The sequence below is a fragment of the Salinimicrobium oceani genome (genome assembly GCF_012037645.1).
Genome location: NZ_JAAVJR010001371.1, coordinates 1 through 319, shown reverse-complemented (window position 1 = coordinate 319; position 319 = coordinate 1). Strand labels below are relative to the sequence as shown.

Here is a 319-nt window from a genome sequence, read left to right as displayed (position 1 = left end):
CGATAGTCGCTCAAGAATTTTTCTGAAAGCTCTTCCAGGTTGGAAATATCGGCTTCTTCTTCCGAAGAGATCAGCTGGATCACATGAGTATCGAGATTTCGGTTGATCCTTTGTGCTATTGCTGAAGCTCCTTTTGCCCTAACAACATCTAAAGTAATGACAGAGCAATCGTAATCGGCAGTATCACAATTTTCCCCGGCTTTTTTCACAAGGCTTTCTTTTTCGAATCGTAACGGAACAGGTTTTTCTTCTTCTTTGTCCCTTTTGCAGCCTAAAAATATCAGCACAAGCAGCAGGAGACGGAAAAATTTGCGGAGCA

The 319-nt window shown here is 42.3% G+C and carries 1 protein-coding gene; it reads right to left on the bottom strand.

Annotated elements, in window-relative coordinates; genetic code table 11:
• Nucleotides 1-209 (bottom strand): hypothetical protein (locus tag HC175_RS22255; RefSeq protein ID WP_168140021.1); only part of this gene is annotated, 209 nt, incomplete at its 3' end.
• Nucleotides 210-319: the final 110 nt, after the last annotated feature.